Consider the following 23,622-nt stretch of genomic DNA (forward strand, 5'->3'; position numbering starts at 1 on the left):
ATCATTCGGGTAAAAAGAGATACATTTTTTTGTTACAATAGTATGAGATATTCTTTGAGATCGGATAATTACAATGCTTCAATGGCTAAAAAAAATGTTCTACAAAGAGCCCGAAAGATCCAACGACTTCCCCATCGACGTCGAAGAGCTCTTGAAAAAATGCAGAACTCTTACCGACTACATAAATGTCCTTGAACTCACTATCGATGAATGCTGCGGCATGTTCGAAAAAAAATTTGACTATAAAGATAAAAGCAAAATATATCTCCTTCTCGCAAATATTTTTGCCAGAGCCAGCGACCATGAAAATTTTTCCAAAGCCGAAGACAAGATACATTACAACCTTCTCTCTATTATCATTAACAGATCCGATCCTCTGAACGAAGAAGCGGGGTTTAAAAACTTTGAAGAGAGCATAACCTACATACAGAGTATTCTTTCTGCAGTCATCATCGACGACGACAACGCGATGTTCATCGTCTCAAACGCTTATGCAAGCTATCTATACCCTGATACGGATCTCTATAAACTGTCGCTTCAAGCTCTTATGATAAATGATTTCTTTGCACCCATAAACATTTTGGCAAAAGAGCAGAAAAAATTTTTTATAAAACTAAAGTAACTTTTCCAGATCTGCTATATTGTTAATATTCTCTTCATTGATATCAAAATGTTTATATGAAATATATATGTCCGTACCGAGCAGAACCTCTTCAAGTTTTGATATATGCTCACTCATCTCATAATGCTCTGCATTTAGGACTATAAAGTCGTCACCGTAGACCCGAAAGACATAATCGCTCTCATTGATACCGTCCAATACTTCGGCGAATTTTTTTAAGAACTCATCGCCTTTTTCCCAGGTGTGCTTTTGGTTATAACGGCTAAAGTTATGCAGATAGATGATATTGATACATCTGAGATTAAACTCGTCCGTATGGTTGTAGGCCAAAACAAAATCCAGATACTCTTTGTTGTATACGCCGGTGGTTTGATCTCTATAAAAGTACGAGAACCTCTCCTGCTCGATCTTGGTTTTTGGACGCTGCGTTATCGATGCTTCTACCTGAATATCTTTTAATACTTTTGTCGCCGCTCGTACTATCTCGGCGTTAAACTGTTTGGACGCCAGTTCATTTAGCTCGGCTATCGCATCTTTAACGCTTTTTCTGGCTTTATACACTCTGTTGGTCGTCATAGCGTCAAAAGCATCGGCTACCGTCATTATCTGAGACATGATAGGGATTTCATCCCCTTTAAGCCCCTGCGGATAACCGCTACCGTCGTAACGTTCATGATGATGACGCACTATTTCGGCGATATCTTTGTAAATATCGACGTTCATCAAAAGCTCATAGCTGACATTGACATGCTCTTTGATTATGTCATACTCTATCGCGCTGAGTTTGCCCGGCTTGAGCAAAATAGAATCGGGAGTAGAGATCTTGCCTATGTCGTGAAGCATACAGGCTCTGTAGATATCGTCTATCTCCTCCTGGCTAAAGTTCATCTCTTTTGCGATCATCACCGCATATTTGGCGACTCTTTGCGTATGTCCCGCCGTATAACTGTCTCTTTTTTCCATGATGTTGACCAAAGAGAAGATATGCTGTTCGTAATCTTTGATCTTGTTGTCCAAAAACTCTTTTGATTTTTTCTTGGCGAACAGTATCACTCCCAGACCCAAAATATATATCAGAAAAAATACGATACCGTTATCAAGCGAATGGATAAAAGCCTCTTTTTTATACTTTGCCATCGGTATCGACACTGATACCCCACCGCGGATATCGCCTGCCTTATACCCCTGAAAAGCATGACATTTCAAGCATGAAGGTTTTGTCACCAGAGGATTGAGATATCGAAAGTACTCTTTTCCGTTGATGATCGATTTTTCAAAAACGGGTTTTCTGGTGATCTCTACGGTCTTAAGCGCTTTTTCTTCCCACTCATCGGGTTTGTTCTTTGGATTCATCAGTTTCGTGCTTGTTATATGCCCCTTCGTTCCGTAGAGTTTCGAATAATCTCTCATCATCTGCGAAAGGGTATATGCAGGGTTCATAAGCGTCAGTTTTTGATTATCAAGCGTCGTAACGTCCCTGTTTTTTATATGTGAAAGGTACGGATTGGGAGGGGTTCTTTTCGTAATAGGCACATAAACGCCGCCATGCGAAGATACCCAAGAACGATAAGCCAGATCTTTATTGACGCTCACAACTGCTTCATTTTTCACTAATGCGTCTGCATACTTATAATCATTATAGATAGAAACGGATGCCGATGCAAAAATTAACACCGACCATACCAATGCCAACACATAAGCAATTTTGTTTATAAAACGTGCTCTGAACGCCATTAAAACCCTTCGATATATTCTAAAAAATAATAGATTGTACTAAACCTACGATATATTCAAAGTATACTCAATTTATACCAAAAAGTAAAAAAAACAAACTAAACTTTTCAATAAATGTGTTTTTTATTTTGTTCTAGCCGTTTTATAAAAAAGTTTTTCGGTGGAGAGTTCTTGCGGTATCTTGTCTGCATGCAGTATGTTTTGGCTTAAGATTTTTGCCAGATAGGGGCCAAATACGAAACCTCTGGAACCAAGAGCGTTTATGACATAGATATTTTCATGATATTGGAGTTTTTCCGGCGGGATCTTTGTCCCTTTTTTAATAGAAGGGTATTTTTTTAAAGAGTTTTCATGATCGATCGCTCTACCGATCACCGGAAAATAACTTTTAATAGTCGCCCTTGCACCTTTATATGTTTTTAGCACCTCTACGTTTTCGAGTCTTATCAACTCCTCCGCTTGGCTTAAAAGGGTTTGTATCTGTCCCTCTTCACTGTTTACGTAGTACTCGCATTTATCGCATGTGGTCAAACATGTCATCGCTTCATTGTCATGTCTTTGATGCGTGGCTCCAATGGCTACCGTACCGTCAGATTTGTTGGTTGAGATAGAGATGGATTTATGTATGTTAAAAGGGATCTTTGTCGTTGTTTTGACATCGATCCTGAGTCCGAAGATCGGAGATATTTTCATATAGGGAAGTTCTACCAAAGAACTGCTGGCTCCCTGGGCTAAAACGATATGTTTTGCTTTGATCTCTCCCACTTTATAAAGTCCGTCTTCAAAAGTCAGCGTTTCGACATTTTCAATATAAAAGTCGCATCCCTCTATCAACTTTTTACAGATTTTCAAAGGATCCAAAACAGCTGCATCGGCATAAAAGTATCCGTCGATCTCTTTAAAATTCTCAGAAATTTTTTGCAGTTCTTGACTGCTGTAATATTGATGTCCTATGCTGTTTGTCTGCAATTTTTCTTCTGTAAAGTTATCGTTTTTGACTCGAAGAACACCCTTTGCATCTATATCTTCGGGAAACAGTCTTTGATAAAAATCGATCGAAAAATCCAGTGCATTGTTTACAAAAGTGTTGTAAAGATTTGTCTTACCCGGAAGCGGAGATAAAAATGCTCCCGCCGCACCGCTTGCACCTCCTGCAATACCCTCTCTATCGACAACGGCGACTTTTTTGCCGCTTTGTTTTAGAAAATAAGCCGTATTGCATCCGGCGCTTCCCGCACCGATAATTAAGTAGTCGTATGTTTTCATCGGCGACATTATAACCCAAAATAATAATGATAAAAAGTCTTGGAAAAGTATATTTTAGAAAGTTAGGAGTGGTGGGTCCTCCGAGACTCGAACTCGGGACCGCTCGGTTATGAGCCGAGAGCTCTAACCAACTGAGCTAAAGACCCTCCACATCAAGTATGCAGGTGCATATTTGAGACCGAAATTATACTAGATATTTATTAAAAAAAATTGAAATCTCAAAAATTCACAAGAAACTTTTCGTACCGCGCGAATCGTATGAATCTTTGAATCTGAAAGCTATAAGATTCTCCATCACCGCAAAGAGGATCAAAAAGTTCAAAAAGCTGCTTCCTCCGTAACTGAACATAGGCAGAGGCACGCCGACGACGGGAGCAAGCCCCATCGTCATGGCAATATTTACGCTCATGTAGATAAATATCATGAATGCGACGGCGGAGGAAACCACTTTGATGTAATAGTCGTCATGATACACGCTGATCGCAAAAAGATGAAGGATGAGCAGTACATAGATGGTGATCAAAAGCAAAGAGCCCAGAAAACCGGTCCTCTCGACCACATAAGCAAAAATAAAATCACTTGTTGCGATCGGCAGAAAACGCATCTGCGTCTGCGTCGCGTCATCTTTGTCCTTGCCGCTCCATCCCCCTGAACCTATGGCAATGATAGACTGCTGCACGTGGTATGAGGGTTTTTCGCTTACAAAGTCCAATATTCTCTGCTTTTGGTAATCATGAAGCAGCTGTGTATAGATTATGGGAAACATCAAAATGACGGCCACGAAAATACCCGCCCAGATCTTCCAGTATACTCCTACAAAAAACAACACTCCAAATCCGATCATTATAAGAACCATCGCCGTGCCCAGATCGGGTTCTTTGGCGATAAGAACAAAAGGAAGCAGGATGTAGGCGGATATCTTTAAGAACTCCTTGAGTCTGTAGCCTTCAAGAGGAGGAGGCGATTTGCTGATAAGATATGCGAGCATCAGTATGAGAGCGGGTTTTACGAATTCCGAGGGCTGTATAGTAGCATGAATAAAAGGTATCTCTATCCAGCGCTTCGCACCGAGGCGCGTATGCCCGAAGAACTCCACCGCGACAAGAAGCAAAATGTTGATCCAGTAGATGATGGGGATAAGCCAGTTCATCCGTCTGATAGGCAGAAAAAAGACAACGGCAAATGCCAAAAATGCGAAGAATACGTACGCGGTATGTTTTTGCGCCAGCATCGGGACGACCTCACCGATAAGCCAATGCGAGATAAATATAAGCGGCATAATGAATATAATTGAAATAAAATCAAATTGTGCTAAAATTCGCCTATCGATTCTCCACAAACTGCGCAACTCCTAAAAAAATTATGAGATTGTAACATACAAAGGTACTTATTTAATAATGAATGAAAAAATATACACGATCGAGAACGAACAGAGGTTAGATACGTTTTTAACCGATAAAATAGGACAGACGAGATCGCAGATAGTACAGCTCATAAAACAAAGCGCCGTATGCGTAGACGGCAAAACGGTCACTAAACCCGGCATAAAACTCAAACCGGGACAAGAGATCGCCATAACATTTCCAGAAGCAAAAGAGAGCGCTCCCAAAGAGGTTGATTTCGATGTGGAGATACTTTATGAAGACGACGATCTGATGGTTATCAACAAGCCCTCGGGCGTAACAGTCCACCCTGCTCCCAGCGTTAAAGAAGCCACTCTTGTCGATTGGCTGAAAAAAAGAGGCATCAGACTCTCTACCATCAGCGGAGAGGAACGCCACGGCATAGTTCACAGACTCGACAAAGGCACAAGCGGAGCCATGGTAGTCGCAAAAACGAACGAAGCACATGAAGCGCTTTCTCTTCAGCTCCAAGACAAGACCATGGGAAGATATTACCTTGCCATCAGCACTCCTCCGCTCAAAGACGATCTAACCGTTGTAGAGGAGCCTATAGCAAGAAGTTCTCACAACCGCCTGAAGATGGCTATCCAGCCGCATGGAAAATATGCAAAGACCGAATTCAAAAAAACACTTTTAAGCAAAGATGAAAGCTGCGAGATCCTTACCTGCAAACTTTTCACCGGAAGAACGCATCAGATCAGGGTTCATCTGGAAAAACTCAACAGGCATATAATAGGCGATCATCTCTACGGCACAAAGGATAAAAAGGGCAAATCGGAACATATCTTGCTTCATGCCTATCTGTTATACTTTGTGCATCCGACGATGAAAACAATGCAATATTTTACGGCTTCGTTAGATAATGATATGTTACAATTTATAGAGAAAAACTTTGATATGGAGAATTTTAATGAAAATCTTAAACCTGATAGCATTAGGCACGGCTTCAGCACTTCTGATCAGCGGATGTAATTCTACTCCCACACCGCCCAACGAAGATGCTATAGACACCACTTTACCCGTTGTAACTTTAAACGGTCATATCGAGGATATGAAATCGGTCGCTTTTGAATGGAAGGACACGAAAGATCCTAGAGTAAACGGTATCTACGTTTATAGAAGCAATCCTGAAGACAGCGATCCGCAGATCAGACGATACGCCACCATACCAAACCGTTTTGCGACACACTTCGTAGATACCGGCGTAAAACCGGACACAAAATACCAATACTTTTTTACGACTTTTTCAGATAAAGCCCAAGGCGGAAAATCGGAGACCGTAACGGTCAATACTTTACCTGTCTTGCAATCGGTCGCGTGGATACAGTGCATACAAAACATGCCAAGAAGCGTCAAGATACTCTGGAGACCGCATACAAATCCTAGAGTGAACGGATATATTCTGGAAAGAAAATCACTTAAAGACGATGATTTCAAAAAGATAGCGCATATAGACGGCAGACTCAATGCTGAGTACATAGATACGGATCTCAAAGACGGTCAGGTCTACAAGTACAGATTAAGAGCCGTAACGTACGATGATGTCGTCTCGACTCCGAGCATAATCATACAAGCCGTGACGAAACCTCTTCCGCATGACGTCCAAGGTCTGATGGTCACAAACAACCTGCCTAAAAAGATAAGACTCTCATGGCAGCCTTCTGATGCGAAGGATTTTGATTATTACAAAATATACAGAGGAACAAGTGCAACGGGAAGTCTTGACTATTATGCCAAAGTCAACAATAACGAGTTCACAGATGCCATCGAAAAAGATGGAAAACAGTATTTTTATAAAGTAACCGTAGTGGACAAAGACGGTCTTGAAAGCGATCAGAACGTTCCTGCCCTTCAAGGTCTTACTCTGTCAAAACCAAAACCGCCTGCAGTCATCGGAGCGAAAATAGTCGATAACAAAGCCGAACTCAAATGGTCGCAAGTCGATCCGAGAACAAAGACCTATACAGTCATAAAAACGTCGAAAAAAGGATGGCTTGATTCTCAAGTGGACGAGATAAAAGGGATACCAAATACCAGCTATACCGACCCTAATATCTATGCCGGCGTAGAATACATATACCAAGTCATTGCCGTCGATGAGAATAACATCGAATCAGAGCCTAGCAGCGAAGTAAAGATATCATCGGATGAACTTCCTCCTCTTGTGGAGCAAAAAGACGGAAAAATGATGGAGAACAAAGCACCTGACAATACGATGCAAAACAGAACTCCAGCGGTAAAAGATTCAGTCAAAGCAGCACCTGATTTGGATACGAGTTCGCTGTAATGCCGCATCTGCATATCGAGGATTTTAAAAATCTGAACTTTCCCGTAGATGACGGGACGTTCAGATTCAATTTTTTGGCAAAGAACATTAACCATCCCGAGGAACAGCTCATCGCTGCAGAAGCCGAGGGAGAAGAATTTTTTTTACTTTCAATTCAAGACGAAGGAAAAAGTCTTTTAAAGACGGATAAACTGACCCGTCCCTCTTCCACATATCTGGTACATCAGGCTCTTTTGTCCTATGCGAAAGATTCTGGGATGAACGTCATCGCCTCTAATGTCATCGACGGTAAAAAGAACATCCACCTCAATAACGTCACGGCACTCAAAGATATAGAGTATTTTGCATCGAACTTCCCTCAAGACAAAGAGGTAAGGATAGAGGTCGGTTTCGGTTCGGGAAGACATATTTTGCATCAGGCAAAGAGCAATCCCGATATTCTTTTCATAGGCATAGAGATACACCGCCCCTCTATCGAACAGGTTTTAAAACAGATAAGCATCAATAAACTGGACAATCTTCTGCTTCTCGATTATGATGCAAGACTCTTCTTAGAGCAGGTTCCATCAAACATCGTGGGCAGGATATATGTGCATTTTCCCGTGCCTTGGGATAAAAAACCGCACAGACGCGTCATCTCCAAAAAGTTTCTGGACGAAGCGACCAGAGTGCTCAAGGTCGGCGGACAACTGGAGCTGAGAACCGACAGCGAGAACTATTACGCTTATTCATACGAGACCTTCATTTCCCGCACGAAAGTCAAGCTGCAGATAAACAAAAATCAGGATATCGCCATCATCAGCAAATATGAGGACCGCTGGCGCAAGATGGAAAAAAACATCTACGACATAACTATGATAAACGAAGAGGAGAGCGAACCGCTGCAGGTCCAAGGCAATTTTGATTTCGATCTTGTAAAGACAGATTTTCAAGCGCTGGAAAAACTCAATTCCGCCATAAAAAGATTCGATGAAGGATTCATTCACATCGAAAGAGTATATAATATCGAAGACCAAAATGCGATCCTGTTTCGGATCTCTATGGGAAGTTTCGACAGACCCGAACACCTGTATGTACTGATAGGCGAAAACGAGACAAGATACTTTCCAAAACCGCCTTTAAAATCATCGGCGAACGTAAAAGCACACCAAATCTTAAAAGAGATGCTCCATGGATAAAGTGATAGTAGCTGAAGACCTGACTCTTTCATACAACAAAAACGAAACGATCATAAACCAGGCTTCTTTTTCCATCGAATCGGGTAGTTTCACTTTTATCACGGGTGCGAGCGGAAGCGGGAAATCCACCCTGCTAAAATCGCTTTACGGCGCACTTAAACCCGCGCAGGGAAGCCTTATCGTCGGCGGTGCGCAGATAAACAATATCAGCACAAAAAAACTGAACTTTCTAAGACAGCATATCGGTATCGTCTTTCAGGATTACAAACTCGTCAAAGAGTGGACCATCGAGAAAAACGTCATGCTGCCGCTCATCATCGGCGGATATGAAAAAAGTGTCAGCGAACAGCAGGTTCACAAACTTTTAAACCATGTAAAGCTCAACCATCAATCGGGAAAATATCCTCTTGAACTAAGCGGGGGCGAACAGCAGCGTGTCGCTATGGCAAGAGCACTTTCACACAACCCTATTCTCATTCTTGCGGATGAGCCTACGGGAAATCTGGATGATTATTCTTCTGAACTTATCTGGAACCTGCTAGAGGGTGCCAACACTCAGCTAAAGACCACTATCATCGTTGTCACACACCATATCCCGGAAACAATGAAGATAGACTATAAACATCTCCACATCGAATATGGAACAATATATGAAGTCACTTAAAAACCACTTTTCACTTATATTGGCACTTTTTTCCATACTGTTTGCAATCCAGGTATTTACAATAAACAGCAGAGCTCTAAAAGCATATGAAGAGAAGCTTTCAAGCAACTACTCTATGATCGTTGTCGCCAACAGTGCGATCACCGATGAAGTATTTAAAAAATACAGCCCGAACATAGATAATATAGAAGAGCTCTCGGCCGATGAGATCATTGAAAAACTCCAGGAGAACATAAGCAAGAAGAATATAGAACTGCTTAAGATATCCATGCCGAAGTTTTATCGTATACACTTAAAGACTTTTCCTTCTCCAAGCGAGATAAAGAACCTAACATCGTCTCTTATGAAGAATGATACCGTCACCAAAGTAGAAGATTTTTCAAACAATCACGATACAGTATACAAACTTCTTCTTCTGTTTAAAGAGATAACACAGCTCTTTGCACTTGTCATTATCGTAGTCACCGTACTTCTTATAGCAAAAGAGATGAGGATCTGGCAGTTCAAGCACAGTGAACGTATGAATATCATGGGGCTTTTCGGAGCGCCCGTATGGCTGAGAAGCGCCGTACTTTTCAGGCTTGCCATTGTCGATGCCATTTTATCGTCGATATTGGCTATTGCACTTTTTTCCGTCATAGCCAAGACATCATGGGCAAAAGAACAGCTGCATGTCATAGGTATAGATATAGATATTTTTAAATTTGTAAGTGACGGGAGCGTCCTTGGTCTTGTCTCCGTGAGCATCTCTATCTTACTTGCCGGCATGATAGTCATAGGATATAAAGAAGAGGTATGATGAGATTCTTTTTATCATTTATCATAGTTTTTTTTCCTCTTTTCGTCAATGCTTCAAATATCGATAAAAAAATAAAAAGCACTGCTTCGGCTATCAAAGACAAAAAGAGCGAATACTCCTCGATCCATTACAAAATGCAGCAAAACGCCCAGGAGATACTAAAACAGAAAAAAGAGATTCTTCAGCAGCAAAAAAGATTGAAAGAACTTGAACTCGAACTGGCGATAAAAGAGGATGTATACAAATCCAACATAACGGAACTTCAAAACCTCTCACAGACCCAGTCGAATCTTAAAAAAGAACAAGAAGACATCGAACAAAAGCTCATATTCAACATTGCCAGGATGGCATCACTCACGATACTTATGGACAAAAAAGAAAGCACAAGCGTCGACTCCATCATGAGTGAAGAGATCATAAAGATACTTGCAAAACAGACAGATACCGACATAAAAGACCTAAACGAGAGATTTTTTAAGAATAATGAGCATATTGCCTCCTTGGAGAAAAAAAGCGGTCACATAAAAGAGGAGATAACCTCCATCGATCAAAAACGCAAAGAATTGAAACAAACAAAAAAAGAGAACGAAAATGAGCTCGCCGAGTTAAAAAAGAACAAGCAAAACTATAAGATCGCTCTTGAAAAGATACTAAAACAGCAGGATTCTTTGAAGCAGACTCTTGCAAACCTCAACATCATAAAGATCGACGAAATCAAAAGAGCACGGGAGAAAGCGCAGCAAGAACAGGCGATGAAAGAGGTCGATCTCTCCAACATGCCTAAGGTCAAAAAAGTGGGAAGCAGCTACCAAAGCGTAAAAACCGTACGTTACAGGGGTCCAAAGACAATATCTCCGCTGGACGGTTATACGGTCACCAAAAAATACGGAAACTACACGGACCCTATCTATAAGATAAAGATCTTCAACGAATCCGTGTCGCTGGCACCGAAAAAAAAGGATGCCAAAGTGAGAAACGTTTTCAACGGGAAAGTCATCTTTGCAAAAAGTACGCCGCTTTTAGACAATGTGGTCATCGTCGAACATGATAACGGAATGCATACGATCTACGCGAACCTTTCTCAGATAGCGCCAGACATCAAAAAAGGCAAAAAGATCAAAAAAAGCTCGGTCATCGGACGGGTAAACGACGAACTTGTCTTTGAAGTGACACAAAAAGATTCCCATATAAACCCGTTAGAACTGTTTTGACATATTGTGTTCTTTTACGAACACATCGACCTTTCTCATCTCTTCAAACAGTTCCTCTTTTGTAGAAAAAAGTATCTCGATTCTGTTTTTTACAACCTCGCCCAAAGCATCAAAATCAAAAACCAGAACATAGTTGCTAAGTTTTACTTTATCACCGTTTAGCTCCGCCCACTCCAGCGAAACCTGTGCTATCTCTCCGTGGACATCGACCTGCACCGCTGGATAGAGCCTCGTTATTTTTTTTAGATCAAGTTCATGACCGTGAGACTTATATATCATTATCATCCTTATTTAAATTTTTTCGCATCTTCCCCGTCTGCATCTTAAAAAATGCGAGTACGCCGAAAGTGACTCCCACTACGATAAAGAACATTCCCAGGTAGTCGTCCCTTTCATAAGCCATTATCACCCAGCACAAATCGGCCAAAAGAAAAGCCGCAACCGATTCGTATATCTTTCCTTTAAAGGTGAGATATGCTCCGATATTCAAAAGAATACCGCCGATAACCGCAAAAGAAACCATCTCTCAACCCCTTATATATCTTTTATATATCCACGCATAATAAATAGAGCTCATAAAAAACGCTGCTGCCATATAAGCGACGATGCTTTGCAGCGAAAATCCAATTTTAGCCAATTCTCCCGTTAAAAGAGAAGTAACCGAAGCGACAGTCAAAAATATCATGTCATTGTATGCTACGATACGACCATAATACTCCTTGTCGGTCTTATGCTGTATCAAAGTGTAGCTGTAAGACCAAAGCGTCGTCGTAAAGAATCCGACAAAAACCGATGCGAGAAGCGAGAGATAAAAATACTCCATCACGTACGACCAGACAAAAAGTGCAATTCCCTGAAACAAAAAAAGATACAAAAGTCTCTTGTCGTTTATCCATTTTCCCAAGAACACAGGACCAAACACGAGTCCTACGGCCCTTGATGAATGCATAAGCCCAAGAGCAAGCGAAGTGGCTATGACTGCGGAGTAGTATCTATCTACCATAAGTGCAACGACCGCATCAAACGATGTCAATCCGACAAGAGAGTGAACAAACATCAAGTGCAGAACATGTTTGTTCTCTTTGAGATACGTGAACGTTTTTTTCATCATCCTTATGACCGACTCGCCCGATTGTGTGACAATAACGTCTATCTTTACGTTAAAAAGAAGTAAAAAACCGATAAAGAACAAAAGCGCATCAAGAACAAATGCCGCCTTAACACCCAGTGCATAAACGACAAAACCGCTCACCGCCATACCGACGGTATATGAAAACGACCAGATAACCGAATGTATCTCGTTTGCCTGCTTTAAATGATCGTGATGAAGTATCCTCGGCAAAAGAGACATCTCGGCGGTAAAGTAGAAACTGGCCGCACCCATTCGTATAAATATGATGATATATAAAAGCCACAATAAAGAGATGTCTTGTACCATTAAAAGCGAAAGAGTTGAGACGATCTCTATCGATAAAAGCCAAAGCATAAGTTTTTTCGGAGCAAGCCGATCTATGAACGTTCCGCTTACGGGTGCCTGCAAAACGCCCGGGAGGAAATGCAAAGCGGCGACGAGTGCAATCACGCCTGCTGAAACATCCATCTCGATAAGCAGAGTATAGATCGCCACATTGCTAAACCACGCACCGAAATACGAGATCAATTGTATGGTCGACAATCGTCTTAAAACGTATTCGTTCTTCAATAATTTTATATACTGTTTCATACTCGCCATAGTACCAAAAACAGCTATTATTTTACACATAACATTGAATAAATTTAAATTTGTTAAAAAAAATTCAAAGATTTATTAAAGTTTTTATTTTTATAGACGATAATATGCCCAGAGTGATATTCTTATACATAAGGAGTTTGCCATGGACGGCTTACAAAACGTTGCAAGACAGCAAGTGTCACAGATGTCTAATCCGAATGCTCAAGGAAGAGCGGCTGCGGAGCAAACACAACAATCTACAGTTGTTCAACAGATGCAAAATGAAGATATGCATCCTACAAAAAAAATTACTTCTCAAGACGAAGTGAATGATCTGGTAAAAAAAATGAACGATGCTTTAAGCCCGTTTAATACATCGATCAAATTCGGGGTCGACAAACAAGACACTTTTTATGTTTCGGTCGTAGATACACAATCACAAAAAATGATAAGACGTTTTCCTGTTGAACAGGCTACCGAATTTCTTCCAAAAATGAAAGAACTGACCGGAATAATATTTGATACGAAAGGCTAAGGAAACTTATCCTTTTCGTATACTCCTCCTCCACTAACTGTTTTTTAATCTATTTTGTTGTAACATCACGCATATTATTTTATCTATTACGAGGTTTTGTGTATGAAAAAAGAGGTAAAAAAAGTAGTTTTGGCATATTCGGGCGGACTTGACACCAGTGTGATACTAAAATGGCTTCAAGACGAATACAAGGCTGAAGTCATTACTTTTACGGCAGATCTCGGACAGGGCGAAGAGGTCGAACCTGCACGTGAAAAAGCACTTAAAATGGGGATCAAACCGGAAAATATCTTTATCTTGGATATTCGCGAAGAGTTCGTAAAAGACTTCGTGTTCCCGATGTTTAGAGCAAATACCATTTATGAGGGCGAATACCTTTTGGGAACTTCAATCGCAAGACCGCTTATCGCAAAAAAACAGATCGAAATTGCAAATAAAATGGGTGCCGATGCGGTCAGCCATGGAGCAACAGGAAAAGGAAACGACCAAGTACGTTTTGAGCTTGGGTACCTGGGACTAAACCCTGATATTACGGTAATCGCTCCGTGGAGAGAGTGGGACCTTAACTCTCGTGAAAAACTTCTCGGCTATGCAAAAGAGCATGGTATCGATATCTCTCAAAAACATATCGATGAGAACGGTAACCCGAAAGTAAGCCCTTACTCAATGGATGCAAACCTTCTTCACATCTCTTATGAGGGACTACACCTAGAAGATCCGAATGCAGAACCTGAAGACTCTATGTGGTTATGGACGACTGACCCCGTAAATGCACCGGATGCGCCGGAATACATCACTATCAGTTATAAAAACGGTGATCCTATAGCAATTAACGGCGAAGAGATGTCTCCTGCTACACTTTTAAAAAAACTTAACGACTATGGAAACAAACACGGTATCGGACGTATCGACATTGTTGAAAACAGATATGTAGGTATGAAAGCACGCGGATGTTATGAAACTCCGGGCGGAACGATCATGTTAAAAGCTCACCGTGCGATCGAATCGATCACACTTGACCGTGAAGCTGCACACCTAAAAGATGAGATCATGCCAAAATATGCAAAACTTATCTACAACGGTATGTGGTTTACCCCTGAACGTGAGGCTCTTCAAGCACTTATCGACAATACACAAAAATTTGTCGAGGGTGATGTGAGATTAAAACTTTACAAAGGAAACGTGATGGTCGTAGGTAGAACTTCGCCGAAAACACTTTTCTCAGAAGCGCACTCTACATTTGAAGCAGATACAGTTTATAACCAAAAAGATGCAGAAGGCTTCATTCGTTTGAACGCACTTCGTTTAATCATCGCAGGTAAAGCCAGAGGAAACTAAGAAAGGAAATCATTATGAGTATAATCAAGATAGATATGAATTCACCGGAATTTCAAGCAGAGCTTGAAAAAACCGTCCGTTTTACGGATAAAGTGATCAATCAGTTCGGCTGGGAATACAACCCTGAAGATATGATCAACGAGGGTGTCCAAATGGGACTTGCCCGCAATAAGATGATGTACAACAAAAGATTTTGCCCATGTTTCATGGTCGAAGAGGTCGAAGGAAAACCAAAAAGCGTAGAAGACAGAGTATGTCCTTGTACTCCTGCTATTGAAAAAGAGATCCCCGAAGAGGGTGTATGTCATTGCCAGATATTTTGTACTCCGGAATATGCCGCTAAAAAAAGAATCGAGATGGGTATGGAAGAGGTCGTTCACCAACATTCCCGCGGTCTGACCAAAGAGGAATGCGAAGTTTTGGTAAACAACAGCGAACTCGATTCAGACGAACTTATATCGCTGCTTGAAGCGCGTGAGCTCGGAATGGTCAAGTTTAAACTTGTCGACGTCCGCGAATACATGGAGTGGCAGATGGGTCACATCAAAGGCGCAGATCAGCTGATCCCGACAAGCAGTTTCTTCAATACGCTAAACGAATCTCAGCTTGATAAAAATGAAAACATCATCGTCTATTGCCATGTAGGAAGCAGAAGTGCACATGTTGCAAGAATATTGAAAGATATGGGATATACCAAGATAGGGAACTTGACACACGGTATTATTTCTTACGACGGTGAGATTGAACGTTAATAAATTTAGGATAAACTATGAAAGTATTATTGACAAAAGATGTAAAAGGCTTGGGTAAAGCCGGAGAAGTAAAAGAGGTCAAAGACGGTTACGGAAAAAATTTCCTTATCGGGAAAGGCCTTGCACAGCATGCGACCAACGATGTTTTGGCGCGTCATGCCGCCCAGGAAAGAAAAAGAAAAGAGAATGAAGCCCAGGAGATTGCAGAATTAAAAGCTCTTGCTCTCAAACTGGATAAACTGGAGATAGTCATCACAAAAAAAATAGGCCAGAATAACCACCTTTTCGGTGCAGTGACCAAAGATGAGATAGCAAATGCACTGCAAGAACAGCATGGTATCGAAATAGACAAAAAACATATCGTCTCAAAGGAAAACATCAAAACCGTCGGTGAGCACGATATAGATTTCAAACTGGGACACGGTCTGCATGCGACTTTGCATGTAGATGTTGTCGGTGAATAATGTTCGACGCTACGACCATACTGGCATATAAAGGCAAAAATAAAGCGGTCATAGGCGGCGACGGACAGGTGACGTTTGGCAACAGTGTTCTAAAAGGCAACGCTACCAAGATCAGAACTCTTTATAACGGCAAGATCCTCGCGGGATTTGCCGGAAGTACCGCCGATGCATTTAACCTTTTTGAAATGTTCGAAGATTATTTGACAGACAGAAAAGGCGACCTTCTCAAAGCCGTCATCGATTTTTCCAAAGCCTGGAGAAAAGACAAAGTTCTGCGCCGCTTAGAAGCAATGATGATCGTACTTAATAAAGAGCATATCTTTATTCTTACGGGAAACGGTGATGTCGTAGAGCCTGAAGACGGCGAGATCGCATCTATTGGCAGCGGCGGCAACTTTGCGATCTCTGCGGCACGCGCTCTTAAACGTCATGCACAAGGCATGGACGAAGAATTTTTAGTCGAAGAAAGCTTAAAGATCGCAGCAGAGCTTTGCATCTACACCAATCACAACATTAAAACACTTATATTAGAGGAAGACTCGTAATGGATATGACTCCAAAAGAGATCGTAGAGTATCTGGATAACTATGTCATCGGCCAAAAAGATGCAAAAAAAAGCATTGCACTGGCGCTGAGAACCAGATACAGAAGAATGCAGCTTGACAAGAATATCCAAGACGAAATAATGCCAAAGAACATCCTGATGATAGGTTCTACAGGTGTCGGAAAAACCGAAATATCCCGCCGTCTTGCAAAGATGATGAAAGTTCCTTTTATCAAGGTCGAAGCCAGCAAATATACCGAAGTCGGATTTGTAGGACGTGATGTCGAGTCTATGATAAGAGATCTCGTCGTCGCATCGATCTCGATCGTAAAGACGGAAAAAGAGGAAGAGAATGCCGAAAAGATAGAGAACTATGTCGTAAACAAGATAGTCGAAAAACTTCTGCCTCCTATCTCCGATCTGGCTTCCGAACAGAAAAAAACCGAGTATAAAGAGCTTTTAAAAAAAATGGAAGACAAAGTCGTATCGAACGAAATGGACGATAAAATCATCAAGATCGATCTGGCAAAGGCATCTGTCGAGTTCAATGATACGAATCTCCCGCCCGAGATGGTGAAAGTCCAGGAATCTTTTACAAAGATGTTCAGCTCACTTTCCAAAGAGAACAATACCGTAGAAGTCACGGTAAAAGACGCAAAACAGCTTCTCCGTCAAGAAGCAAGTTCAAAACTGCTTGATATGACCAATATCCATAACGAAGCGTTAAAACGCGCAGAAGACGGCGGTATAATCTTTTTAGATGAGATCGACAAGATAGCTGTCAACTCTAAAAGCGAAGGCAGAAACGATCCGAGCAAAGAGGGAGTCCAGCGCGATCTGCTTCCCATAGTCGAAGGAAGCAGCGTCACTACAAAATACGGCGTGATCAAGACCGACCATATTTTATTTATTGCTGCGGGAGCCTTTCATCTATGCAAGCCCAGCGATCTTATTCCGGAGCTTCAAGGACGTTTTCCTTTACGTGTCGAACTTGAATCTTTAGATGAAGAATCGCTTTACAAAATACTTGTTCAGACAAAGAACTCTCTGCTTCGTCAATACAAATCTCTGCTGGATGTGGAAGGCGTCGAACTGGAGTTTAGCGAAGAATCGATCCGTGCGATCGCAAAAGTCTCGCACAGAGCGAACGAGATAACCGAAGATATAGGGGCAAGACGTCTGCATACCGTACTTGAAAAAGTTTTAGAAGACGTAAGCTTCAATGCCGATGAGTTCAGCGGTCAAAAATATATCGTTACGCCGGAACTCGTTCACGAAAAACTTGACCTTGTCGTCGAGAACCAAGATCTTTCAAGATATATACTATAAGGCAAAATATGAGCAAATGCGGTTTTGTAGCACTGGTAGGACGTCCAAACGCAGGCAAGAGCACACTGATGAATTCGATTCTCGGAGAAAAGATCGCGATGGTCTCCCAAAAAGCCAATGCGACAAGAAAACGCTCCAATGCAATCGTTATGCACGGCGATGCCCAGATCATCTTCGTCGATACTCCGGGACTGCATGAAAAAGAGAAGATACTCAACCAGTTCATGCTCGAAGAAGCGTTAAAAGCGATCGGCGACTGCGATCTCATCGTATATCTTTCACCCGTCACCGATTCACTCGAGCATTATGAAAAATTCTTAAAGATCAACGGCGGTAAGAAAAAACATATCGTGGTCCTCAGCAAGATAGATCAGGTCTCGCAGGAGAAACTTTTCAAACGTATAAACTCTTATAACCAGTATTCAGACCGGTTCGAAGCTTTGATACCTGTGAGTATCTCAAAAAAAGTCGGGCATAAAGATCTGCTGGACACGATAGTAAAGTACCTCGATGAATCTCCGTATCTGTATGACCCTGAAGATATTACGACACAGATGCTAAGAGATATTTACAGAGAGTTCATAAGAGAAGCTATCTTTGACAACGTCAGCGACGAGGTTCCCTACGAATCGGACGTTATCATCGATAAAATAGATGAAAAAAGAGATATAGATCATATACGGGCGACAATCATACTTGAAAAAGAGAGCCAAAAAGGGATCATTCTCGGAAGCGGCGGCTCTACGATCAAAAGAATCGGAAAAAGTGCACGACTTAAAATTGAACAGCTTTCTGGTAAAAAAGTGTTTTTGGACCTTTTTGTTTCCGTTAAAAAAGGCTGGACAAACGATAAAAAATTTTTAGAGGAGATCGGTTATAAATGATAAAGGTATTATTAGTTCTGGTATTTGTAAACTTTGCTTTTGCACAAGACATACTGACACAATATAGGCTAAACGGGATAGACGGCATCGAACAAAGGCTCGATCAAGAACTGTCGGAAAAATCTTATTGGGACAAAGTGTTGAGTCACGCCGACACAAAATACGGATATTTCGAAGCAGATATGGACATCCTTACCTGTAATAAAAAGGAATCTTCGCTTGAACTGCATGTAATGGACAAAAACAACACTTTTCATGAGATAAACAACTACAGTGCGTTCACGGGAAAATACAGCGGCGACAAAATGAAAGAGGGAGATCTAAGAACACCCGTGGGGATCTATACCATTGTGAAAAAGATCGATAAGATCGATTCCTTTTACGGTCCTTTGGCACTTGTGACCTCATACCCGAACCTTTACGACAGATACAACAATAAAGACGGCCACGGTATCTGGATCCATGGTCTGCCTATAAATAAAGAGAGAGACGAGTTCACAAAAGGATGTATCGCCATAGGCAACGACGATATCGTTTGTCTGGATAGAAAAATAAACTATGACAAGACTCTGCTTATCATAAACGATACGAACATCAAAACGTATCCTTCAAAAGATGATCTCTCCGTCATCCTTGCAAACCTTTATAAATGGAGATATTCTTGGATATACAACGATCTAAAAACCTATTTGAGTTTTTATGACGAATCTTTTAAACGCTTCGACGGAATGCAGATCAATGATTTCAAGAAATATAAGACCAGAATATTCAATAAAAATGAAAAAAAGAGCATCGTATTTACCAATATATCGGTGATCCCTTATCCAAACTATGAAAAAAACATCTATGAGATCAGTTTTAATGAGACTTACAGATCGGACAGTTTTTCGTTTTCAGGTAATAAAAAACTGATCGTGCAGTTAAGCGACACCGCATTTAAAATACTAACAGAAAGATAAGATGCTGCGCTTTTTTCTTGCAATATGCATGATCTTCGTATCTGCACAGGCCTATGATTTCAACTTTATCAAAAAACACGGAACCGATAACAACAATACGCTGCTGGTCATAGGAGGTATACACGGTAACGAGCCCGGCGGATACTTTTCCGCGGAAATACTTGCTTCGCACTATAAGATAAAATCCGGTAATCTGTGGATCGTTCCAAACTTAAACGCAAGAAGCATTCAAGCCGACAAAAGAGGCGTCTTCGGTGATATGAACCGCAAATTCTCAACGATCACCAAAAATGACCCCGACTTCGACATAGTTTCCGATATCAAAAAGATCATCCTCGACAAAAACGTAACGCTTATCATCAATCTTCACGACGGACACGGATTTTACAGGAACAAGAATTTAGGAACTATTTTCAATCCTAAGGCATGGGGACAGACCTGCGTCATCGATCAGTGTAACTTAAAAAACAGCGCGACATATAACAATATGGATAAAATCGCGACAAAAGTGAAAGAGAACATCAACAAAAGCCTTATTGAAAACCATCATATATTCAACGTCAAAAACACCAATACCAAATTTGACGACGAAGAGATGAGACACTCTCTTACCTATTTTGCCGTAACACACAACAAGCCTGCATTCGCGATAGAAACGAGTAAAAACCTTTCAAGTCTTTCACAAAAAGTTTATTATCAATTAAACGCCATAGAAGAATTTATGACCATTATGAACATCAAATTCGAAAGAGATTTTAAACTTGATTCAAAAGATATAACGAACATAATAAACGATTATGGAAGTATTATTATAAATGGTAATATTTTATTAGATTTGCGAGATATAAAAAAATCTTTAAGTTTTATTCCGCTACAATGGAGAAATAACGATTTTGTGTTTTCTAGTTCAATAGGGAGTGTAAAAACACAAAATGGCTCTTTTGATTTATATGTCGGAAACAAGAAGATAACGACCTTACACAGAGAAAACTTCTCTCTTTGTAAAAAGTCGGACAATAATGTTTCTATAGAAGTAGATGGAAAAGTTAAACAGTTCAAATTCGCTTCAGAGTTTTTCGTTAATGACGATTTTAAAGTAGTGAATTCTAATAACCTAAGGGTAAACGTCATCGGATTTACCGACAAAACTCATAAAAACGAAAGCGGTTTGACGATCAACTATAAATCTTTGGATAAAAATTACTCGATAGATAATCATAAAAAAAGATTTCGTATCGAATTTTATGATAAGAGTTCGTTCTGCGGAATGATCCTCGTTAATTTTAGGTAGGTGTCAAAATGAATCAAGAAAAGCAGCAGAGTTTTACAAGCGTCATATCTGTTGATCCATATAAAAGAGAATATTATAAAAGTGTATCTAGTCACCTAAGTCAAGAATCGGATCCAGGATATTCTAAAAGTCAGTATGCCATATCCTATCTTGGAACAAAAAGTTTTATCAGCGCACTGATAAGCGTAAGTAAAAATATACCAGAAGACGACCTGCCCGATGTCATAGAAAACAAAGTATACGAAGAACTGGCTCTTGATATGGCCATTTCGTATAAAACGAACTATATCGAAGCATACAACAATGTGGATGAGAGCAATAGGTTCTTCCACGTATTCGTCGTCGATCCTCTTACCCTGGACGAAGATTTCAAAAACGTCGTAGAAGACATAAAGTATATCGATCAGATCATCCCCGCTCCACTATTGTTAAAAACGCTCTATACGAAAGAGATCATTGACGATGCGGGAGTCCACTGCTTTATATATTTTCAAGAAAACGACACCTTTTTAACCATATATAATGAAAATGAGTTCGTCTATACAAAATCCCTGAAATATTCGTTAAAAGAGATCTACGAGAGATTTTGCGAACTTCTCGGAGAACAGCTTCCTCTTGATATATTCCTTCAGATCTTGTCAAACGAAGGATTGGCGACAGCGAACAAAGAGTACCAAAAACATCTGATCAAACTTTTTGCCGAAGTCTTTTTACATATCAGCGATGTATTGACTTATGCGAAAAGAGCGTTTGAGATAGAAAAGATCGATCATATTTATATCGGAAGCGAACTTACCGGTATCGCAGGACTCGACGAATACGCTCAAACATATCTTGCCGTGAAGGCGAGCACTTTCGATTTTGACTATGGATATACTTCCGATACCGGTCATATCAACCAGCTTCATGCTCTTATGCAGCTTTATACCACGATGCCCGGCGAGCAGAGATATGAATGTAATTTTACCGTCTTTAACAGACCTCCTCCTTTTATAAAAAGAGAAAGCGGAAAACTGATCCTATTAACCTCTGCTGCTTTGGTGATAGGACTTATATATCCTATTGTGAACTGGTCACTCGCTTATGCGGAAAGTCTGAGATACGCCATTTTGGACACAAAATATACCGAAGTACATAATACAAGGGTTACGCGAGAGGCTACGATAAAGCTGAAAAAAGCACACAAAGTAGAAGCCCAAAAACTAAAAGACGCAGAGGAAGACGAGTATAACAACAAAAAGAACACGCTAATGAAGATCCGTGATGTCAAAGTCAACTACCCTATGAAATCTAAACATTTGGCAGAATTGACAAAAGACCTCAACAGATACTCGATCATGCTCACAAACATCTCATATGATGAAAAAGAGGGGAAAAAAGCGTTCGTATTTACTTTGATGTCGACGACTGACAAAAAGATCACCGAACTGCTGGAGTATCTAACGAAATCAAAAACTAACAAATACAAATTCTCTTTAGAAAGTATAGATTATAATGAAAAAGAGAAACAGTATATTAGTGAACTGAAGGTAACACTGCTATGAAAACAAATATTGAAGACTACCTTTACAAGATAGATAACGTACTCAACCAAAAGTCTAAAAAAGATCTGTATATGCTGTATATATTGATAGTCGTCTCTATAATCGCACTGTCATATCTGACTTTGTTTGATTCATCCAAAGCGCTTTTCGACCAGGAACACGCAAAAGTCGAAAGACTCCAGCAGAAACTAAATGTCGACAATGAGTACCTGAGGATAAACACCGAACTTACGGTCGCTCAGCTGGATAAAGAGATCAAAACGTTAAAAAATCAATACATGATGTACAAAGATTATAATGAATATATAAAATATCAGATCGAAAGGATCTCTTCTTTGTTCTATGATGAGCAGACATGGGGAGAATATATCGATTCGATTTCCGAAAATGCTAAAAAATACAATGTAAAAATACTTAATTTCAATAATAAATATGCAACGAACAGCACGACCTTCGGACATGTCCTTGATATCAACGTAAGAGTGGACGGAACGTATAAAAATACGCTCAAGTTTATAAACTCTATCGAGCAGAGCTTTTTGGTCGTTGATCTGCACAACCTCTCTATGAAAGCCGAAGACAAGCTGTATAGCGATCTTAATATCTCGGTATGGGGGATCAATTGATATGAAGAATATAATCTTAATTCTAAGCGTATTGCTTATGTCATCCGTTGTTTTCGCCCAAGGTGCCGTCCCTATAGAAAAAGCGCCTCAAGGGACCGTAAAAAGCAAAGAGCTGTCCTGGGTCGATGAACAGATAAGAGCTATCATACCGGCAAGAAAAGGAACGACCAATGCCTTTATAGATACGATCAACCAGCCTTTTATCTTTGTCGTCAAAAAAGAGAAAGCAGAAAATGCCCAATCTAAAACGGCCTCGGGCACAAGAGTCTTCAAAAAACGTCGAATATGGCCTCTAAGAGTCACTTTGATAATAAATTCAAAAGCGTTCATCAACGGCAGATGGTACGGTATAAACGATAAAGTACGAGGCTACAAAGTGACTTCTATCGATAAAGTAAAAGTGTCTCTTGTAAAAAACAAGAAAGTAAAAATATTATCGATAAAAAAAGATAATAAAAATATAAAAATCAATACAAAGTAG

At 40.4% G+C, this 23,622-nt stretch carries 25 protein-coding genes and 1 tRNA gene; 19 read left to right on the top strand and 7 right to left on the bottom strand.

Annotation, left to right across the window (positions count from 1 at the left end; all coding sequences use genetic code 11):
- Nucleotides 1-73: 73 nt before the first annotated feature.
- Nucleotides 74-622 (top strand): hypothetical protein, encoded by a 549-nt coding sequence (locus WCY03_RS08065; protein WP_345991871.1) that lies wholly within the window; start codon nucleotides 74-76, stop codon nucleotides 620-622.
- Here the strand turns inward: WCY03_RS08065 and WCY03_RS08070 are convergent.
- The 4 genes from WCY03_RS08070 to WCY03_RS08085 all read right to left on the bottom strand — a co-directional run bounded on the left by WCY03_RS08070 (nucleotide 614) and on the right by WCY03_RS08085 (nucleotide 4,961).
- Nucleotides 614-2,356, bottom strand: a complete 1,743-nt coding sequence (locus WCY03_RS08070) for an HD domain-containing phosphohydrolase (protein WP_345991874.1) — start codon at nucleotides 2,354-2,356, stop codon at nucleotides 614-616. The two genes, WCY03_RS08065 and WCY03_RS08070, sit on opposite strands and share 9 nt — an antisense overlap.
- Nucleotides 2,357-2,479: 123 nt before the next feature.
- Nucleotides 2,480-3,631: an FAD-binding oxidoreductase gene (locus WCY03_RS08075; protein ID WP_345991876.1), complete on the bottom strand. Its 1,152-nt coding sequence runs from the start codon at nucleotides 3,629-3,631 to the stop codon at nucleotides 2,480-2,482.
- A 60-nt stretch (nucleotides 3,632-3,691) separates the two neighbouring features.
- Nucleotides 3,692-3,768: transfer RNA gene (locus WCY03_RS08080), tRNA-Ile, on the bottom strand.
- An 80-nt stretch (nucleotides 3,769-3,848) separates the two neighbouring features.
- Complete coding sequence (locus WCY03_RS08085; protein WP_345991878.1) at nucleotides 3,849-4,961, bottom strand: FtsW/RodA/SpoVE family cell cycle protein; 1,113 nt, start codon at nucleotides 4,959-4,961, stop codon at nucleotides 3,849-3,851.
- Between the two features lie 58 nt (nucleotides 4,962-5,019).
- Between WCY03_RS08085 and WCY03_RS08090 the strand changes: the two genes are divergently transcribed.
- The 6 genes from WCY03_RS08090 to WCY03_RS08115 are packed head-to-tail and all read left to right on the top strand — an operon-like array spanning nucleotide 5,020 to nucleotide 11,164.
- The gene (locus WCY03_RS08090) at nucleotides 5,020-5,997 is read left to right on the top strand and encodes an RluA family pseudouridine synthase (protein ID WP_345991880.1); all 978 of its coding nucleotides are present in this window, start codon (nucleotides 5,020-5,022) and stop codon (nucleotides 5,995-5,997) included.
- Nucleotides 5,936-7,312: a hypothetical protein gene (locus WCY03_RS08095; RefSeq protein ID WP_345991882.1), complete on the top strand. Its 1,377-nt coding sequence runs from the start codon at nucleotides 5,936-5,938 to the stop codon at nucleotides 7,310-7,312. Before WCY03_RS08090 ends, WCY03_RS08095 begins: the two co-directional genes overlap by 62 nt.
- A complete protein-coding gene (trmB, locus tag WCY03_RS08100) occupies nucleotides 7,312-8,490 on the top strand; it encodes a tRNA (guanosine(46)-N7)-methyltransferase TrmB (RefSeq protein ID WP_345991884.1) in 1,179 nt (392 codons plus the stop codon). The genes WCY03_RS08095 and trmB overlap by 1 nt, the downstream gene beginning before the upstream one ends.
- A complete protein-coding gene (locus WCY03_RS08105; protein ID WP_345991886.1) occupies nucleotides 8,483-9,154 on the top strand; it encodes an ABC transporter ATP-binding protein in 672 nt (223 codons plus the stop codon). The genes trmB and WCY03_RS08105 overlap by 8 nt, the downstream gene beginning before the upstream one ends.
- Nucleotides 9,141-9,953, top strand: a complete 813-nt coding sequence (locus WCY03_RS08110; protein WP_345991888.1) for a cell division protein FtsX — start codon at nucleotides 9,141-9,143, stop codon at nucleotides 9,951-9,953. Before WCY03_RS08105 ends, WCY03_RS08110 begins: the two co-directional genes overlap by 14 nt.
- Nucleotides 9,953-11,164, top strand: coding sequence for a peptidoglycan DD-metalloendopeptidase family protein (locus WCY03_RS08115; RefSeq protein WP_345991889.1), 1,212 nt, complete (start codon nucleotides 9,953-9,955; stop codon nucleotides 11,162-11,164). Before WCY03_RS08110 ends, WCY03_RS08115 begins: the two co-directional genes overlap by 1 nt.
- On the opposite strand, the gene WCY03_RS08120 is transcribed toward WCY03_RS08115, so the two are convergent.
- From WCY03_RS08120 to WCY03_RS08130, 3 genes are read right to left on the bottom strand one after another with little or no spacing between them, the layout of a single operon-like run.
- Complete coding sequence (locus WCY03_RS08120; protein WP_345991891.1) at nucleotides 11,150-11,443, bottom strand: hypothetical protein; 294 nt, start codon at nucleotides 11,441-11,443, stop codon at nucleotides 11,150-11,152. The two genes, WCY03_RS08115 and WCY03_RS08120, sit on opposite strands and share 15 nt — an antisense overlap.
- Entirely contained in the window at nucleotides 11,433-11,687 is a 255-nt protein-coding gene (locus WCY03_RS08125) for a hypothetical protein (protein ID WP_345991892.1), read from the bottom strand. Before WCY03_RS08125 ends, WCY03_RS08120 begins: the two co-directional genes overlap by 11 nt.
- Before the next feature lie 3 nt (nucleotides 11,688-11,690).
- The gene (locus tag WCY03_RS08130; RefSeq protein WP_345991894.1) at nucleotides 11,691-12,887 is read right to left on the bottom strand and encodes an MFS transporter; all 1,197 of its coding nucleotides are present in this window, start codon (nucleotides 12,885-12,887) and stop codon (nucleotides 11,691-11,693) included.
- A gap of 151 nt (nucleotides 12,888-13,038) precedes the next feature.
- Between WCY03_RS08130 and WCY03_RS08135 the strand changes: the two genes are divergently transcribed.
- The 12 genes from WCY03_RS08135 (at nucleotide 13,039) to WCY03_RS08190 (ending at nucleotide 23,622) form a co-directional block, all read left to right on the top strand.
- Nucleotides 13,039-13,410 (top strand): flagellar protein FlaG, encoded by a 372-nt coding sequence (locus tag WCY03_RS08135; protein WP_345991896.1) that lies wholly within the window; start codon nucleotides 13,039-13,041, stop codon nucleotides 13,408-13,410.
- Nucleotides 13,411-13,512: 102 nt separating this feature from the next.
- Nucleotides 13,513-14,748, top strand: coding sequence for an argininosuccinate synthase (locus WCY03_RS08140; protein ID WP_345991898.1), 1,236 nt, complete (start codon nucleotides 13,513-13,515; stop codon nucleotides 14,746-14,748).
- A 14-nt stretch (nucleotides 14,749-14,762) separates the two neighbouring features.
- Nucleotides 14,763-15,500 carry a ferredoxin-thioredoxin reductase catalytic domain-containing protein gene (locus WCY03_RS08145; protein WP_345991900.1) on the top strand — a complete coding sequence of 246 codons (738 nt, stop codon included), beginning with the start codon at nucleotides 14,763-14,765 and terminating at the stop codon, nucleotides 15,498-15,500.
- Between the two features lie 17 nt (nucleotides 15,501-15,517).
- Nucleotides 15,518-15,964, top strand: a complete 447-nt coding sequence (rplI, locus tag WCY03_RS08150; protein ID WP_345991902.1) for a 50S ribosomal protein L9 — start codon at nucleotides 15,518-15,520, stop codon at nucleotides 15,962-15,964.
- The gene (gene hslV / locus WCY03_RS08155) at nucleotides 15,964-16,509 is read left to right on the top strand and encodes an ATP-dependent protease subunit HslV (protein ID WP_345991904.1); all 546 of its coding nucleotides are present in this window, start codon (nucleotides 15,964-15,966) and stop codon (nucleotides 16,507-16,509) included. The genes rplI and hslV overlap by 1 nt, the downstream gene beginning before the upstream one ends.
- The gene (gene hslU / locus WCY03_RS08160) at nucleotides 16,509-17,837 is read left to right on the top strand and encodes an HslU--HslV peptidase ATPase subunit (protein WP_345991906.1); all 1,329 of its coding nucleotides are present in this window, start codon (nucleotides 16,509-16,511) and stop codon (nucleotides 17,835-17,837) included. The genes hslV and hslU overlap by 1 nt, the downstream gene beginning before the upstream one ends.
- Before the next feature lie 8 nt (nucleotides 17,838-17,845).
- A complete protein-coding gene (gene era / locus WCY03_RS08165) occupies nucleotides 17,846-18,721 on the top strand; it encodes a GTPase Era (RefSeq protein WP_345991908.1) in 876 nt (291 codons plus the stop codon).
- Nucleotides 18,718-19,680 carry a L,D-transpeptidase family protein gene (locus WCY03_RS08170; RefSeq protein ID WP_345991909.1) on the top strand — a complete coding sequence of 321 codons (963 nt, stop codon included), beginning with the start codon at nucleotides 18,718-18,720 and terminating at the stop codon, nucleotides 19,678-19,680. The genes era and WCY03_RS08170 overlap by 4 nt, the downstream gene beginning before the upstream one ends.
- A 1-nt stretch (nucleotide 19,681) precedes the next feature.
- A complete protein-coding gene (locus WCY03_RS08175; RefSeq protein ID WP_345991911.1) occupies nucleotides 19,682-20,971 on the top strand; it encodes a M99 family carboxypeptidase catalytic domain-containing protein in 1,290 nt (429 codons plus the stop codon).
- Nucleotides 20,972-20,979: 8 nt separating this feature from the next.
- Entirely contained in the window at nucleotides 20,980-22,515 is a 1,536-nt protein-coding gene (locus tag WCY03_RS08180) for a hypothetical protein (RefSeq protein ID WP_345991914.1), read from the top strand.
- Nucleotides 22,512-23,141: a type 4a pilus biogenesis protein PilO gene (gene pilO, locus WCY03_RS08185; protein WP_345991916.1), complete on the top strand. Its 630-nt coding sequence runs from the start codon at nucleotides 22,512-22,514 to the stop codon at nucleotides 23,139-23,141. The genes WCY03_RS08180 and pilO overlap by 4 nt, the downstream gene beginning before the upstream one ends.
- A gap of 1 nt (nucleotide 23,142) precedes the next feature.
- Complete coding sequence (locus WCY03_RS08190; protein WP_345991918.1) at nucleotides 23,143-23,622, top strand: hypothetical protein; 480 nt, start codon at nucleotides 23,143-23,145, stop codon at nucleotides 23,620-23,622.

It is taken from the genome of Sulfurimonas sp. HSL-1716 (assembly GCF_039645975.1).
Taxonomy (GTDB): domain Bacteria; phylum Campylobacterota; class Campylobacteria; order Campylobacterales; family Sulfurimonadaceae; genus Hydrocurvibacter; species Hydrocurvibacter sulfurireducens.